The organism is Niallia sp. NCCP-28 (genome assembly GCF_023168165.1).
Classification (GTDB): Bacteria; Bacillota; Bacilli; order Bacillales; family Cytobacillaceae; genus Niallia.
Genome location: NZ_BQYJ01000003.1, coordinates 365,004 through 380,270 on the forward strand (window position 1 = coordinate 365,004; position 15,267 = coordinate 380,270).

11 protein-coding genes and 1 pseudogene are annotated in these 15,267 nt (G+C 35.0%); 8 read left to right on the forward strand and 4 right to left on the reverse strand.

Features of this window, described 5'->3' with window-relative positions; translation table 11 throughout:
• Nucleotides 1–84: 84 nt before the first annotated feature.
• Nucleotides 85–2,325: a formate C-acetyltransferase gene (gene pflB / locus NCCP28_RS11120; protein ID WP_248561473.1), complete on the reverse strand. Its 2,241-nt coding sequence runs from the start codon at nucleotides 2,323–2,325 to the stop codon at nucleotides 85–87.
• Nucleotides 2,326–2,828: 503 nt separating this feature from the next.
• Between pflB and mprF the strand changes: the two genes are divergently transcribed.
• Nucleotides 2,829–5,363: a bifunctional lysylphosphatidylglycerol flippase/synthetase MprF gene (mprF, locus tag NCCP28_RS11125; protein ID WP_248561474.1), complete on the forward strand. Its 2,535-nt coding sequence runs from the start codon at nucleotides 2,829–2,831 to the stop codon at nucleotides 5,361–5,363.
• A gap of 45 nt (nucleotides 5,364–5,408) precedes the next feature.
• On the opposite strand, the gene NCCP28_RS11130 is transcribed toward mprF, so the two are convergent.
• The gene (locus NCCP28_RS11130; RefSeq protein WP_248561475.1) at nucleotides 5,409–7,028 is read right to left on the reverse strand and encodes an ABC-F family ATP-binding cassette domain-containing protein; all 1,620 of its coding nucleotides are present in this window, start codon (nucleotides 7,026–7,028) and stop codon (nucleotides 5,409–5,411) included.
• A 312-nt stretch (nucleotides 7,029–7,340) separates the two neighbouring features.
• On the opposite strand from NCCP28_RS11130, the gene NCCP28_RS11135 reads away from it, so the two are divergent.
• Entirely contained in the window at nucleotides 7,341–7,478 is a 138-nt protein-coding gene (locus tag NCCP28_RS11135) for a hypothetical protein (protein ID WP_168714445.1), read from the forward strand.
• Nucleotides 7,479–7,695: 217 nt separating this feature from the next.
• The gene (locus tag NCCP28_RS11140) at nucleotides 7,696–8,517 is read left to right on the forward strand and encodes a formate/nitrite transporter family protein (protein ID WP_248561476.1); all 822 of its coding nucleotides are present in this window, start codon (nucleotides 7,696–7,698) and stop codon (nucleotides 8,515–8,517) included.
• 42 nt (nucleotides 8,518–8,559) lie between these two features.
• Here NCCP28_RS11140 and NCCP28_RS11145 read toward each other — a convergent pair whose 3' ends face one another.
• Nucleotides 8,560–9,288 carry a ZIP family metal transporter gene (locus NCCP28_RS11145; RefSeq protein ID WP_248561477.1) on the reverse strand — a complete coding sequence of 243 codons (729 nt, stop codon included), beginning with the start codon at nucleotides 9,286–9,288 and terminating at the stop codon, nucleotides 8,560–8,562.
• 133 nt (nucleotides 9,289–9,421) lie between these two features.
• Between NCCP28_RS11145 and NCCP28_RS11150 the strand changes: the two genes are divergently transcribed.
• From NCCP28_RS11150 to recQ, 5 genes and pseudogenes are all read left to right on the forward strand, one after another.
• Entirely contained in the window at nucleotides 9,422–10,612 is a 1,191-nt protein-coding gene (locus NCCP28_RS11150; protein ID WP_248561478.1) for an MFS transporter, read from the forward strand.
• A gap of 189 nt (nucleotides 10,613–10,801) precedes the next feature.
• A complete protein-coding gene (locus NCCP28_RS11155; protein WP_248561479.1) occupies nucleotides 10,802–11,089 on the forward strand; it encodes an LSm family protein in 288 nt (95 codons plus the stop codon).
• Between the two features lie 256 nt (nucleotides 11,090–11,345).
• Nucleotides 11,346–11,459, forward strand: coding sequence for a YjcZ family sporulation protein (locus NCCP28_RS11160; protein WP_248561480.1), 114 nt, complete (start codon nucleotides 11,346–11,348; stop codon nucleotides 11,457–11,459).
• A 109-nt stretch (nucleotides 11,460–11,568) separates the two neighbouring features.
• Nucleotides 11,569–11,646: pseudogene (locus tag NCCP28_RS23795) on the forward strand (YjcZ family sporulation protein); the annotation flags it as partial.
• A gap of 230 nt (nucleotides 11,647–11,876) precedes the next feature.
• On the forward strand, nucleotides 11,877–14,027 hold the full coding sequence (gene recQ, locus NCCP28_RS11170) for a DNA helicase RecQ (RefSeq protein ID WP_248561482.1): 2,151 nt from the start codon (nucleotides 11,877–11,879) through the stop codon (nucleotides 14,025–14,027).
• A 38-nt stretch (nucleotides 14,028–14,065) separates the two neighbouring features.
• Here recQ and NCCP28_RS11175 read toward each other — a convergent pair whose 3' ends face one another.
• Entirely contained in the window at nucleotides 14,066–15,244 is a 1,179-nt protein-coding gene (locus NCCP28_RS11175) for an alanyl-tRNA editing protein (protein WP_248561483.1), read from the reverse strand.
• Between the last annotated feature and the right edge of the window lie 23 nt (nucleotides 15,245–15,267).

Below are 15,267 nucleotides of genomic sequence, written 5' to 3' on the forward strand. Positions count from 1 at the left end.
GGAGAAGAAGAAAAGGTGAACGCGGCAATCTTTTCTCCCTTTACTGATTAGCGAAACAATAGGGTAAACAAGTGTTTTGTATTTTTACATGGATTCATGGAATGTGCGATTAATAACATCCATTTGCTGTTCACGTGTTAATTTAATAAAGTTAACAGCATATCCTGATACACGAATCGTTAATTGTGGATACAATTCAGGATGTTCCATTGCATCCATCAATGTTTCTCTATTAAATACGTTTACATTCAAATGATGGCCTGTTTTTACAGCATATCCGTCTAAGATGGATACTAAGTTTGCTGCACGAACATTTTCATCTTTCCCTAATGCTTTTGGCACAATGGAGAATGTGTTGGAAATTCCATCTAATGAATAATCATATGGCAATTTTGCAACAGATGAAAGGGAAGCGAGCGTTCCTTTTGTGTCTCTTCCATGCATTGGGTTTGCTCCTGGAGCAAATGGTTCTCCAGCACGGCGACCATCTGGTGTGTTGCCTGTTTTTTTGCCATAAACGACGTTAGAAGTAATCGTTAAAATAGACATTGTGTGTAAAGAATTGCGGTATGTTGCATGTTTGCGCAATTTTTTCATAAAACTTTCTACGATGCCTACAGCGATGCTGTCTACATTGTCATCATTATTTCCGTATTTAGGGAAATCGCCTTCTGTTTCAAAATCAACAGCAATGCCGTTTTCATCTCTAATTACTTTTACTTTTGCATGTTTGATGGCACTTAAAGAGTCAGCAATAACACTTAAGCCAGCGATTCCTGTTGCCATTGTACGCAGAATTTCTGTATCATGAAGCGCCATTTCAATTCGTTCATAACTGTATTTATCATGCATGTAGTGGATAACATTTAATGTATTAATGTAAAGACCTGCAAGCCATTCCATCATATTATCGAATTTTTCCATTACTTCATTATATTCTAAGTAGTCAGAAGTGATTGGAGCAAAAGTAGGTCCAACCTGAATTTTAAGTTTTTCATCTTTTCCGCCGTTGATTGCATAAAGTAAACATTTTGCAAGGTTGGCGCGTGCACCGAAAAATTGCATTTGTTTGCCAATTTCCATTGCAGATACACAGCATGCAATGCCATAGTCGTCTCCCCATTGCGGTTTCATGATATCATCGTTTTCATATTGAATGGAGCTTGTTTGAATCGACATTTGGGCACAATACTTTTTAAAATTATCAGGCAATTGGGTAGACCATAATACCGTTAAATTTGGTTCTGGAGCTGGGCCTAAATTATCTAATGTATGAAGGAAGCGGAAAGAGTTTTTCGTAACTAAAGGTCTTCCGTCATTTGCCATGCCGCCAATTGATTCTGTCACCCATGTTGGATCGCCGCTAAATAATTCATTGTAGTCAGGAGTGCGAGCGAATTTAACTAAACGAAGTTTCATAATAAAATGGTCGACAATTTCTTGTGCTTCTTTTTCAGTGAATGTGCCGTTTTCCAAATCTCTTTCAATATAAATATCTAAGAAAGTAGAAACGCGGCCTAAGCTCATTGCTGCGCCATTTTGTTCTTTAATGGCAGCAAGGTAAGCAAGATATAGCCATTGGAAGGCTTCCAGTGTATTAGCCGCTGGGCGGGACAAATCAAATCCATAGCTTGCACCTAATTGTTTTAATTCATTTAATGCATTAATTTGTTCAGAAATTTCTTCTCTTAAGCGGATTGTTTCTTCTGACATAACAGAGCTTGTCGCTTTTTTATCATTTTGTTTTTGCTCTATTAAGAAGTCGACGCCATATAATGCAACGCGTCGGTAATCACCGATAATTCTTCCCCGGCCATAGGCATCAGGCAAACCAGTGATGATTGCTGCTTTTCTTGCCAATCTCATTTCATCGGTATAGGCATCAAATACGCCAGCATTATGTGTTTTGCGGTGTTCAGTGAAAAATCGTTCCAAATCTTCGCTTGCTTTATAACCATAGGATTCACATGCTTGCACAGCCATTCTAATTCCGCCATTTGGCTGGAAAGAACGCTTAAACGGCTCATCTGTTTGAACCCCGACAATTTTCTCTTTTGTTTTATCTAAATATCCAGGACCATGTGAAACAATAGTCGAAACAATATCAGTATCTAAATTGTAAACGCCGCCTCTTTCTCTTTCAGCTTTAGAAAGCTCCAGCACTTGCTCCCATAATTGAGTAGTTTCTAATGTTGGACCAGATAAGAAAGTAGAATCTCCATAATAAGGTTTAAAGTTTTTTAAGATGAAATCGCGAACATTTACTTCTTTCTCCCATGTTCCGCTTTTAAATCCTTCCCAGTAGTTAGCTTCCACTTTTTCCATTTTAATCACCTCATCAGTTTATAAAAAAAATAATACAGTTTATTAATTTCTTGCTAAATTAACTATAACAGATTTTTATGTGATTATTTTCACAAAAATATGTACATCTTGCGAAGTTTTTGTGGCGGATATGTGAACACCAGTAGTATCATGCTCTTTTGGCCTATAATTCGAAAAAAGAATGTTTAATAAGTATTATTTTGAAAATAGACTGTTATATAGTTTTGATCCGAAAAATGAAAACTGTTATATAATAGTTTGGAAGCGATTAATTTAATGGGGAGTTGTGGAAAATCGGATAGATAGATCGATATTTCTCCTTATTTTAAATGGTTAAATAAAAAATAACTGACCTATACTGTATAGGAGGAGTAACAATAGATTGTACAGCTTTAAAGAACTTCTATAATAAATGTTTCCGATATATACGGTTTTACGATATGATAAGGTAGTCTGCATAATAAACTGTCAGCCCTTGAGGACGCATTAATTGAGGTGAAAAAATGTCTTTCTTTACTAAAGATCGGTTATGGTCTGTATTAAAAATTTTATTTCCCGTTACATTGCTGCTCATCGTTTCCGTGGAGCTTCGGAACATGTTTATGTCTATTGATACCCATTTATTAAAAAAATATTTGAATCAATTGGATCCTTTTATGATCGGTTATATTGTTGTTGGCGGCTTTATAGCGATTACTCCAATGTTTTTTTATGATTTTATTTTAAGCAAACAGCTGAAAGTGACTATACCAACCAAAAAATTGGCCCAATATTCTTTAATCAGCAACTCTTTTTCCAATTTGTTGGGATTTGGGGGATTGATTGGGATTGCTCTTCGCACCTATTTTTATCAATCCTATGAAAAGGATAAAAGGGTGCTGCTTAAAGGCATAGCATCTGTTACAATGTTTTATTTAACAGGAATTAGCTTGCTTGCTTGGATTGTCTTTTTTGATGGCTGGAATATGCCTTTAATTCAAAACCATCTGCTATTGTTTTTTGCTGTCATTATTGTTGGACTTATTTTGCCAGTTATTGTTATTTGTTTTTTTATTAGAAAAACAAAATTGCGGGATTTGATAGATTCTCCAAAGCTTGCCGTTCAATTAATTATTACTTCATTGGTAGAATGGATCTTTGTCTTTATTTATTTATATTCTTTGGCAGTAATGATGGACTTGCCTGTTGGAGTTTGGGATTTCAGCAAAATATTTTTGATAGCGGTATGTGCAGGAATTGTTAGTATGATTCCAGGAGGAATAGGAAGTTTTGATTTAGTCTTTTTATGGGGGTTTGATTATTTAGGGGTGCCCACAGAAAAGCTGATTGTTGTGTTGCTATTATATCGTATCGGTTATTATTTCCTTCCTTTTATTGCAGCGCTGTTGTTGTTTATAAAAGATTTATGGATAAAATGGAATAAATACTGGAGCAATATTCCTAAAACCATTATTGAAAATATTAGCCATTTCTTTTTAACGCTGCTGGTATTTATTTCAGGAATTATTTTGCTAGTATCCGCAGCATTGCCAGGAATTCTTTCAAGGTTGCAGATTTCCCAAGAACTTTTAAGTATGGAAGTGATGAACTTTACCCATCATGTATCAGTTGGAGCGGGTTTTGTGCTTTTAGGACTAGCAAGGGGAATAGAATATAGGGAAAAGCGGACATATCATTTAACATTGCTGGTTTTGATTATTGCTGCCCTATCAACCTTTTTAAAAGGTTTGGATTATGAAGAGGCATTAATCATTATTGGGGTTATTGTTCTGCTTTTGCTTTCAAAAGGAAGGTTTTATCGGGAAAGTTTTGTTTTAACATGGGGGAAACTTCTTTTTGATATTATAATCATTGCTCTTTTTACATTTGGCTATTTGCTTCTTGGTTATTTAAGTTTGCCTTCAAGTCATCTGAAAGTGCCGTCATTTATTGAGCCGTATATATTAAGAGATGCAAAAAGCTTGTTTTCAAGTGCAGCGATCGGCTTATTTATTGCTTTTATGATAACTGTTTTGGGACATTTTATTAATAAGCCAAAGAGTTTTAATAAAATATCTTCCAAATTGCAAGAAAGGGAGATACTGGAGCATTTACATACATACCAAGGAACAACGTTGTCTCATTTGATTTTTCTGCATGATAAATACGTATTTTGGAATAGTGATAAAAATGTGCTTTTTTCTTACCAGACATATGCAGATAAACTAGTTGTTTTAGGGGATCCGATTGGGGAAGAGGCTTATTTTTTAAAAGCGATTGAAGAACTTTATGAAAAGGCAGATATTTATGGGTATACGCCTGTTTTTTATGAAACAAGCAAAAGAATGCTTCCGTTTTTGCATGGGAATGGCTATGATTTTTTTAAACTTGGCGAAGAAGGATATGTGGATTTAAGCCAATTTTCTTTATCAGGGAAAAAAATGAAAAATCAGCGGGCATTAAAAAATAAGTTTGAAAGAGAAGGATATGTGGTAGAAATATCCGAACGCAACCATAGTAAGAATTTGCTTAAAAACTTAAAACATGTAAGCGATGAATGGCTGCAGGGAAGAATGGAAAAAGGCTTTTCTCTTGGTTTTTTTGATGAATCATATTTGCAGACCACTACTATTAGCTATGTAAAAGATCCTAACCAGCAAATTATTGCTTTTTTAACATTAAGTTCAGCATTTATGGAAGAAAATGATATTTATTCGATTGATTTGATGCGCAGTTTGCCAAATGCACAAGCTGGTGTAATGGATTTTTTATTTTTAAATAGCTTTGAATGTTTAAAACAACAGGGAATAAAAATATGCAATGTTGGCATGGCTCCTTTATCAAATTTAAGCGTTTCCAAGTTTTCCTTTTTAAGTGAAAAAATTGCCGATCAAATTTTTCATCATGGACATGCTTTTTATCATTTTCAAGGATTGCGGAATTTTAAAAATAAGTTTTGCGATACATGGGAACCCAGGTATTTAGGCTACCGAAAAAAATCATCTTTACCCTTTACTTCCGTACAAGTGACCATGCTTGTAGCAAAAAAAAGAAAATAAAAAAGGCAGTGCCAAATGAATTTTCATCATGGGCACTGCTTTTTATTATTTATACATTTCAGCTATTTGTTTTTGCACAGCTGTATCTTCTAAATATTCATCATAGTTCATTTGTTTATCCACAAGACCTTTTGGTGTAATTTCTAAAATTCTGTTAGCGATAGTAGAAATAAACTGATGGTCATGTGATGCAAAAATTAAGGAACCTTTAAAATTAATTAGTCCATTATTTAAAGCAGTGATAGATTCAAGGTCTAAATGGTTTGTCGGCTCATCTAAAAGAAGCACATTTGATCCGCTCAGCATCATTTTTGAAAGCATGCAGCGAACTTTTTCTCCCCCAGATAAAACACTTGGTTTTTTCAGCACTTCTTCACCAGAAAACAGCATTCTTCCTAAAAATCCTCGCAAGAAGCTTTCTGTTTGATCATTTGGTGAATACTGGCGAAGCCAATCTACAAGCGTTTCGTCTGTATCATTAAAATAGCTGGAGTTGTCAGCAGGGAAATAGCTTTGAGATGTTGTAATGCCCCATTTAAAGCTGCCGCTGTCTGGTTCCATTTCTCCCATAAGTATTTTAAATAAAGTAGTTTTCGCTATTTCATTTTTGCCAACTAAAGCAATTTTATCGTCTTTATTCATAATAAAACTTATATTGTCTAATATTTTTTCTCCATCAATCGTTTTAGAAATATTTTCTACGCGCAATAGGTCATTGCCAATTTCTCTTTCAGGAGTAAAAGCGACATATGGATATTTTCTAGAAGATGGCTTAATATCATCCAAAGAAATTTTATCCAATAGTTTTTTTCGGGATGTTGCTTGTTTTGATTTGGATGCATTTGCACTGAAACGGGCAATAAAGTTTTGCAGCTCTTTAATTTTTTCTTCTTTTTTCTTGTTTGCGTCATTAGCCATTTTTGAAGCTAATTGGCTGGACTCATACCAGAAATCGTAGTTTCCAACATAGATTTGGATTTTTCCATAGTCCAAGTCTGCAATATGGGTGCACACTTTATTTAAAAAGTGACGGTCATGGGATACAACAATAACCGTATTTTCAAAGTTGATTAAAAACTCTTCCAGCCATTGAATTGCATCAATGTCCAAATGGTTTGTCGGCTCATCAAGCAATAATACATCTGGCTGTCCAAATAAAGCCTGTGCAAGCAATACTTTTACTTTTTCTGAACCAGTCAGTTCAGCCATCGTTTTTGTATGCAGCTCTTCACCGATTCCAAGACCCTTTAAAAGGATAGCAGCTTCTGATTCTGCTTCCCATCCGTTTAATTCTGCAAATTCGCCTTCAAGTTCAGCAGCTTTCATGCCATCTTCATCTGTAAAGTCTGCTTTCATATAGATAGCATCTTTTTCTTGCATAACTTCATATAAACGGGCATGTCCCATTATGACTACTTTTAATGCCTCATATTCTTCGTATTCAAAATGGTTTTGTTTTAGAATCGCTAATCTTTCGCCAGGACCAAGGGAAACATGTCCTGTTTGTGCTTCTATTTCATTGGAAAGTATTTTTAAAAATGTGGATTTTCCGGCACCATTTGCACCAATTAATCCATAGCAATTTCCAGGGATGAACTTGATATTTACATCTTCAAATAATTTTCTATCGCCGTATCGAAGACTTACATTACTTACTGTTATCATCTATTTATTTTCCTCCAAAATACAATATCGTTAAAATTATACCATTATTAATGATAAGAATGCGAATCCTTTTCGAAGTTTAATCGTATGAAATAAGGGAAAAGAGAAAAAAGAGTAGAAAATATCAAAAAAATAAAGGGAAATGCGTTTGATACTCGAATATATTATGTAAGCGTTAAATAAAAATATTGCATCTATTATTAACAAAAACGACAAAAGAAAAATACATAAACTCTTTATAATTTGTTCATCTTTTTTTCATAATTTATCGGTACTATTAAGAAATATAGTTCGTAAAGGAGTAGTTATAATATGGCGAAAAAACAGCTTGTGGATTTAGTGAATAAAATGAAAAAATCTGGTATTAAAATCAGTTTTACAAAACCAAGATCCCAATTTCTCGTTCCATTACAGCAAAACAGCAAACTGACTTCTTCCACTTCTCATTAAAAACATTTAATCGGTTATAAACCATGGAGACATTCTATTATTGCTATAAGAGTTCAGGTTCTTTTTTGAAGAAGAAGAATTCGGCATTTTATGATAGAATGTCTTTTTTTGTTTTTTATAGAGGCCGCAAAGTGTCAAAGATTGTTCAATTTTACACAAACTTTTTTCTTTTATCCTACAGTATAATAATTTCCATAAAGAAAGGGTGAAGAAAGTTATGGAAATTCAGCCAATAGATAAAGCCATTCAATATGCATTAAAGAAAAAAGCGGTAATAGACGAATCATTTTTGCGGTATTTTACAAAAGCAATACTTGCAGGCATTTATATAGGTTTTGCTATTATTATTTGTTATAAACTGGCACAGCCTTTTTGGGATGCTCACTCGCCTGCAACATATATGATGACGGGCCTATTTTTTGGCATTGCCCTTGTGTTGATCAGTTATGGAGGGGGAGAATTATTCACAGGAAATACGATGGCATTTGCAATGAGCACTTTAAAAGGTGCAACAACATGGAAGGATGCACTTTACAATTGGATTGCTACTTATTTTGGGAATTTAGTGGGAGCATTGTTTTTTGCTGTACTTATTTATTATACGGGCCTTTATCATCTTCCAGAAAAATCCACATGGATAATGGAGATGGCAAATGCAAAAATGAGCGCCAGCACATCAGAATTGTTTGTAAAGGGTATTCTTTGTAATTGGCTTGTATGCTTAGCTATTTGGCTTCCGATGAATATTAAAGGGGATGTCGGCAAGATATTGACAACAATCCTAATTGTTTTCGGTTTTATGGTCTCAGGATATGAGCATAGCATTGCCAATATGTCGCTGTTTTCCATTGCTTTAATTGTCCCCCATCCAGATACAATTACGTTTTCTTCTGCGCTGCATAATATTATACCAGTAACGCTGGGCAATATTGTAGGGGGAGCCTTTTTTGTGGGAGCCTTAAATGTATATGTTTTTTCGGATAAAAAGGGGAAAAAGAACAAGCATTTGACTTTTGAGCAACAAAGAATAGCAAAATAGTCCTAATCATCCTAGAGTTAAACAGCATTAACTCTAGGATGATTAGGATAAGGAAGTTAATGCTAAGGAAATGATTAATCCAACGCATGTAATAAATCCAACAATTGGCCCACCTTTTTCAAAAGCTTCAGGAAGCATGGTCGAACATACCATGGCAATCAGTCCGCCTGCTCCGAAGGCCTCGATGTTTGCTGTTGCATTTTCGGAGAATTTTTCCAAAAATATAAATCCAGTAAAGCTGCTTATGGAGGAAATAACCACAACACTTGCCCATAAAAATAAAATTTTTTGATTAGAATAGCCGTCTTTTTTTAACCCAACTGTTGAAGAAAGACTTTCAGGAAAATTACTGATAAAGATGGCGATAATAAATAAGGTATCTACTTGATGGTTTTTTAATAAACTTAGTCCAATGATTAATGATTCTGGAATGGCATCCATCAGTGTTCCAATATAAATGGCTAATCCAGAATGAGTGACGTCTTTTTTATGTGAACGTTTGCGATTGGATCCACCTTTTTTATATAAATAGAGTTCAATAATAGAAAATAAAAGGGCCCCTCCTAAAAAGGAAGCAGAGGTTGCTACTATGCCGCTTGTATGCAGCGCCTCTACTAATAAATCAAAAGAAGAGGCACCAATCAATACACCAGTCCCAAGTGCCATTAAGTATGCAATCAGTTTTTGTGGAAGAGCAAAGCATATGCCGACTATCGACCCTAAAAATAAAGACATGCTTGCTACTGCTCCCCAAAATGCTGAAATTAACATTTTTTATGCTCCTTCTAGCAAAATTTAATAAACCGTTGTCGACATGATCAGAAGATTAATGGAAAAAAATATAAAAAGGCGATGTGAATGCTCATATTTTGCGCTATAATAATTGTGTTGAAGGAGCGCGGTTATGGATAAAGAAACAAAAAAAAATATCGGGGTATTACAGGCTTTTTATTTTTTTGCCTTTTTTGCAAGCGGCAGCTTAATACCATTATTAAGTGTTTATTTAAGCAACTCAATTGGGCTGACTGGATTTCAAATAGGCATTATTATGTCTATCGGACCTGTTATTACCATTTTTTTTCAGCCTATTTGGGGAATGTTGTCAGATAAAACAAATGCACCAGCAGTCATTCTTAAATTATGTACATTTTTTGCTGGAATATGCGGGTTAGGTTATTTGTTTTTTGATCGTTTTAGTTGGATAGTGGCAATTGCTACATTGCTTGCTGTTTTTCAAAGTGCAATTGTTCCAATATCTGATAGCATAGCAATTAAATATGCCAGCAAAAATAATTATCAATATGGGAATATTCGACTTTTTGGTGCTTTAGGATTTGGTGTTGCTGTTTTTATTATGGGAAGAATATCTGATATGGAACCAACAAGCATTTTTATTGCCTTCTTTACGGCGCTTATTATTTGTGCTGCTGCTACAATAAAAATGCCGAAAGAAAAAGGGGAAACGATTAAAAATCCGCTAAAAGGAATAAAAGAGCTTATTGTCTACAAAAAATATATGCTTTTTTTAGCTGTTACTTTTTTAGTTTTTAGTCCTAATTTAGCAAATAATACTTTTTTCGGTTTATTTGTAGAAAATAGTGGAGCAACCTATTCTGGCATTGGAGTGGCTTTCCTGATTGCTGTATTATCAGAAGCGCCATTTATGAAAATAGCCGGAGGATTGATTGGAAAATTTGGTCTTTTAGAAATTACTTTGTTTGCGGGTGCTATTTCCTTGCTTAGATGGATATTTTATTTTACTGCGCCTAGTTTGGCGCTAGTTTATGCAACGGCTTTTTTGCAGGGGTTTGGCGTTGGGCTGTTTATACCTGCTGGCATTCAGTATATTCGAAAAATAGCTCCTGTTTCAATGATGGCAACGGCGATTACTTTTTATTCAGCTATTGGAAATGGCCTTGGAAACTGGTTTAATACATTTATTGGCGGCATTATTTTCAACTACTATCATATTACGGATGTGTATTTATTTTTTAGCATTTTAACGGGAATGGGCATTGTTTTAAATCTATATTTAATTAGAGAAGAAAAACAAGAAGCGCAGCTGAAAAAGCAAAATTTAAAAAAAGTTGGTTAAACGATTAAAAGCTAACGTACTTACTCAAAAAAGCGAATGCCGCTAAAATGAGTAAGTTTTTTTTGCAAAAAAAGAGTTTTTTTTATAATTCAGCGGGAAATCCGCATTTGTACCAAGATGGTTGTCCATTCCATTTTTAAACTTGTACATAGGATGTAAAGTAAAGAAATGAATGCTGGGGGTGGAAATATGGCAGGAAATAATTATTACAGTCAATGTTCCAAAGGAATTGGCAAATGTGTACGAATTACAACACACGATGGAAAAGTGCATACAGGAATTATTGATCGAGTAACTTCTAATAAAGTTTATCTTCGCCCAATCGGCGGCAACCGCAGAAATTATGGCGGATTTGGCCTAGGCTATTATAGAGGCGGCCGTGGCTGGGGCGGCGGTTGGGGTTGGGGCTGGGCTGGCGCAGCTTGGGGTCTTTCCTTGGGTTTGATTGCTGCATTAGCTTTTATCCCTTTCTTTTAAAAAGGAGGCTGTTGATTTTTCGTGAACAAACATTAGTTGTTTTTCACGAAAAATCAGCCATGTTCGCAATAAGCATTTTTTTATAAAATAAAACAAAAGTCTTAAAACAGTTGCTTTCCGTGTGAAAGTGCAATATATAAGTTTTGTATGCTTTACTGCTGTACATAATAATGTATTAAAAATATTTTAAAAAGAGCCCATTCGAGACAAGTTCTTCTTACATAAGATGTTTATGTGTATGAGGGAGGTGGATTAAATGGGTGGTCATCCTGAAGGTGGAGTAGGCTTTGGTGGAGGTTTTGCTCTACTTGTAGTGCTATTCATTTTATTAATCATTGTTGGATCAAGTTATATTGGATTTGGTTATTAATAAATTTTAGAGGAGTGTTTTATAGATGGCTTATGGTTATGGCGGTTACGGAAGCTCTTGCGGTTGTGGTGGATATGGGTATGCAGCGCCAGTTGCGCCGGTTGCTACTGGAGGATATGGAAATGGTTTCGTATTAATTGTTGTATTATTTATTCTGTTAATTATTGTTGGAGCTGCATGGTTATAATATAGAAAAAAGGACTGCCTTTAAAAGTCAAATTCGACTAATAAAGGCAGTCCTTTTCCTATGCCTTCATAAAAATTCTATATTTTCTGGATATTTTTAATCGGTCTGTTTCTGTTACTATATATGGAGAAGGTAAATTTTTTGTGATGCATTGATTTTTATAAAAAGCAGAAATTGCAGATTATGAAATAACAGATAGTTATTTTTATTTAGGAGGGTTTGGCCAATAAATGTTTAAACAAGCGTTAGCAGTATTAAAAGAGTATTTTGGTTATGAACAGTTTCGAAATGGGCAAGAACAAGTAATTGAATATTTGCTGAATGGGGAAAACGTAGCATGCATTATGCCGACAGGGGGCGGAAAATCTATTTGTTATCAAGTTCCAGCCATGATTTTTGATGGACTTACTGTTGTGGTATCACCGTTGATTTCCTTGATGAAAGATCAAGTAGATTCATTAACTGCAGTCGGAATACCTGCGACTTTTATTAACAGTTCTCTTACAGCAAATGAAGCTTATGAAAGAATGGCAGAATTAAAAGCAGGTAAGTACAAACTGCTATATGTAGCACCAGAAAGGCTAGAAGGGGATTTTTTTATTGAATTATTAAATGAGGTAGAAATCCCGTTTATTGCAGTTGATGAGGCACATTGTATTTCCCAATGGGGCCATGATTTTCGGCCAAGTTATTCTCGTCTTGGTGCAATGATTAATAAATTACATAAAAAACCGCTTATTGCTGCACTAACGGCTACAGCAACCCCGCTTGTGCAAAAGGATATTTGCACACAGCTGCAGATAGAAGAAGAAAATACGGTAATAACTGGCTTCGAAAGAGAAAATTTAACTTTTTCGGTTATAAAGGGAGAAGACAGAGCAGCATTTATTGATTCTTTTTTATCTAAAAATAAAGAGGAGTCTGGCATTATTTATGCGGCAACAAGGCAGGAAGTAGAAAAACTTTATGATCGTCTGCAGAAAAAAAAGTATTTGGTAGCAAAATATCACGGAGGCATGAGAGATATAGACAGAGAAACAGAGCAGCAGCGTTTTATTAATGATGATTGTCAGGTAATGGTTGCGACGACTGCTTTTGGAATGGGCATTGATAAAAGCAATATTCGCTATTGCATTCATTATCAGTTGCCGAAAAATATGGAAGGATACTATCAAGAGGCTGGCCGAGCAGGAAGAGACGGGCTGTCAAGTGAATGTGTTATACTCTATTCGCCACAAGATATCCGCATCCAGCGTTTTTTAATTGATCAAACGACAATGGATCCAAATAAGCAAAAACAAGATTTAGATAAGCTGCAAGCAATGATTAATTATTGTCATACAGAAGAGTGCCTGCAGCGCTATATTCTCCAATATTTTGGCGAAGATACTAATTATACATGCGGAAGATGCTCCAATTGTACAGATAACCGTGAAACTGTCGATGTTACAATTGATGCCCAAAAAGTTCTCTCCTGCATGATCCGTATGGGAGAGAGGTTTGGAAAGACAATGATTGCTCAAGTTTTGACAGGATCGCGAAATAAAAAATTGCTTGATTTTTCTTTAGATAAAATTAAAACATATGGCATTATGAATCAGCAATCGGCAAAAGAGGTAAGTGATTTTATTGAGTTTTTGATTTCTGACGCTTATATTGAGGTAACAACGGGAACATTGCCATTATTAAAAGTAACAGAAAAGGGAAAAGAAGTATTATTAGGGAGGCTTACGGTACTTCGCAAAAAACAAATGGAAACAGTAAAACTTTCTGAAGATAATGGATTGTTTCAAGAACTCCGTCTGATTCGCAAACGTATGGCAGAAGAAGAACAAGTGCCTCCTTTTGTTATTTTTTCTGATGAAACATTAAAACTGATTGCCGGAAGTATGCCAAGGACTTTATCTGAATTAGCTTTGATTAAAGGAATAGGGGAGCATAAATTAAATAAATATGGAGGAAAAATTCTGGAGTTTGTACAGACATATGTAAAAGAGCATCCAGAAGCAATAAAAGAAGGGCACAACAAAATGATTGTTGCAAAAGAGAAAAAAACACTAGTGGAAAATTCTCATCTTATTACATTGGAAGAACTACAAAAAGGGTTAACAGTAAAAGATATTGCTGCAAAACGAAATTTAAGTATTGTGACGATAGAAAATCATTTGCTTCGCTGTGGAGAAGAAGGACATGCAATTAATTGGGGTCAATTTGTGTCAGAAGCACAAGGCGAAAAAATTAAAAAGGCAATTAAGAAAGTTGGCGAAGTAAAATTAAAGCCAATTAAAGAAATATTGCCAGATGAAATAACTTATTTTATGATTAAAATTATTTTCCATCAATTAAGATTAGAAGAACAAAAGTTTATAGCAAAAGAATAAGAGGGAGCCTGATAAGTTTGTGCTTATCAGGCTTATCTTTATACTACTTCTGCTATGGCATCCATAAGAAAGTCAACAAAGGCATTTAAGTCTTTTTGCGATGAAAATGTTCCTTGGGCTTGGGGTTCATTGCCTCCTCCTTTTCCATGGAAGGTTGCGATCTTTTCTCTAAATAAATTGCCACAGTGCAAGGAGAAGTTTCCATTATGCTGAAGGAGCAGTTTATTTTCGCTGTACGTGCATAAAAGAACAATGCAGCTTTTTTTATGGAGGATTGCCTTGGCAAGATATTGTAAGTCTTTTAACGTTTTATCAGCAAAATCTTTTTTAATAAGCAGACTACTTTGCTGTGATAGGATGCTTTCTACTAGATAATGGCTATTTTCTTCCTTTAAACGCTCAATTTCTTTTAGGAGCAGTTTGTTTTCTGTTTCTTGTTTTTCCATGCGGTCGTTTAAGGAATATTTGTTTGTGTTCATGGAACTGCTGAGGCTATCCAATATTTGTTGAGATATTTGATAATCTACCAATGCTCTTTTTCCTACTAAAAAGAATAGCCTTGTTTGTCCCCGATGTTTTTCTGTTTTTGCCATTTTTAGCAAACCCAGTTCTCCGGTAGTTGCAACATGCGTTCCAGCACAGGCAGAATAATCAATTCCTTCTATTTCTACAATCCGCAATGGCCCTGTAACAGCAGGGAGTTTCCGTAGGGGAATATGTTTTGCTTCTTCATTAGTTATAAAATAAGCTTTTATTGTTTTGTTTTGTTGAATATATGTATTGCAAAGATTTTCGATTGTTTCAAGTTGGTTTTTATCTAAGTTTGCCGCTTCTACATCAATAGTTGTGTATTCCTTCCCTAAATGAAAACTCACTGTTGGAATAGAATACAATTCATGTAGAACCGCTGATAATAAATGCTGGCCAGTATGCTGCTGCATATGATCAAAGCGGACGTTCCAGTCAAGGGCACAATCTACTTGTTGTTCAATCGGTTTTGCTGCTAATTGGTGGACAATTTTTCCCTCTGTGATTTGAACATTTTGAACACGAATTCCGTTGATTGTTCCAGTATCAGCAGGTTGTCCTCCGCCTTCTGGATAAAAAGCAGTTTGTTCTAATATTGCATAAAATGAGTTATTCTCTTCCCAAATATCGGTAATAGAAGTGGACCATTTTGTTTGATAAGGGGAGTGGTAATATATTTTTTCTGACATCTAAATTCTCCTTTGAAAAATAT